Source organism: Pseudomonas sp. P4_C3, from assembly GCF_056402075.1.
In genome coordinates, this window is record NZ_JBFUIC010000672.1 from 1 (window position 1) to 1,050 (window position 1,050).

At 54.0% G+C, this 1,050-nt stretch carries 2 protein-coding genes; both read left to right on the forward strand.

The window, feature by feature from the left end; translation table 11 throughout:
* Positions 1-505, forward strand: a 505-nt coding sequence (locus AC1DVH_RS31665; RefSeq protein ID WP_477757099.1) for a LysR substrate-binding domain-containing protein, incomplete at its 5' end; no start/stop codon positions are given.
* A 435-nt stretch (positions 506-940) separates the two neighbouring features.
* Positions 941-1,050 (forward strand): hypothetical protein (locus tag AC1DVH_RS31670; RefSeq protein WP_477757100.1); only part of this gene is annotated, 110 nt, incomplete at its 3' end.

Below are 1,050 nucleotides of genomic sequence, written 5' to 3' on the forward strand. Positions count from 1 at the left end.
CCCGTTCCTGTTCGCCGACACTGATTTTGATGCCGCCATCTACATCGGTGACGCGGATTGGTCGGGTACAGAATCCCACAGGCTCATGGGAGAAAATCCGAAGCCCCTTTGCAGCCCCAACCAGCTCGCAAACAAAACCAGTCAGACGCCCGGCGAAATCGCCGACTTGCCTCTCCTGCAACAAACCACCCGCCCCTATGCCTGGCGCCAATGGTTCGATTCCCAACACCTGAATGTCCCGCGAGACATGACAGGCCCACGCTATGAGCTATTCTCCATGCTCGCCCAAGCGGCCATGCACGACATGGGCATTGCCCTGATTCCGCCGTTTTTGATTCAAAGGGAGCTGAAGGAGAAACGCTTGGTGATCGCCAACCCGCAAGCATTGTCCAGCATCAAGGCTTACTACCTGATGATTCCTGAGCGAAAGGTCGAATCCGCGTCTTTGAGGGCATTTCGTGACTGGCTGGTAAATCAGGCGCACAGCTACAGCCTAGAAGGATAAAGGCCCCGTAGCGTTATTTGACCCCGTAGTCAGCAAATATACAGCCCTACAGATATACGTATTTGTCGCATACAAGCAAACTGTATCGAGAAGTCGTACAAACGTTCCACAAGCGCCTGACCACGCGGCTTTGCGCCACTATTTCGAAGCGATGCCGCATCATTCATACGGCCGATGTGTAAATTCTTCAATTTCGGCCAGAATCCTTACAAGGCACGGCCTGCAAGGGATTGACCCGGTTGGTTGCGACATTCGGTCACGGGGTGACTTGTAGTTAATTTTCCGTCACCCGTCATAATCCCTTGAAGGGCACAAAGTTCGCCTGCAAAATGCCGCGCCCCGCCCTGATTTGGCGGGATCGTGCTGATCGGCCGCCCCAGCCGCACCATCCGTAGTGCATGGGTTTACTCAATAAGATCACGCAGGAGATTTGACGTGCACATTGGTGTTCCTCTCGAAACCCAGACCGGTGAAACACGGGTTGCTGCAACCCCGGAAACCATCAAGAAGCTGATCAGCCAGGGTCATAAGGTCACTGTACAAAG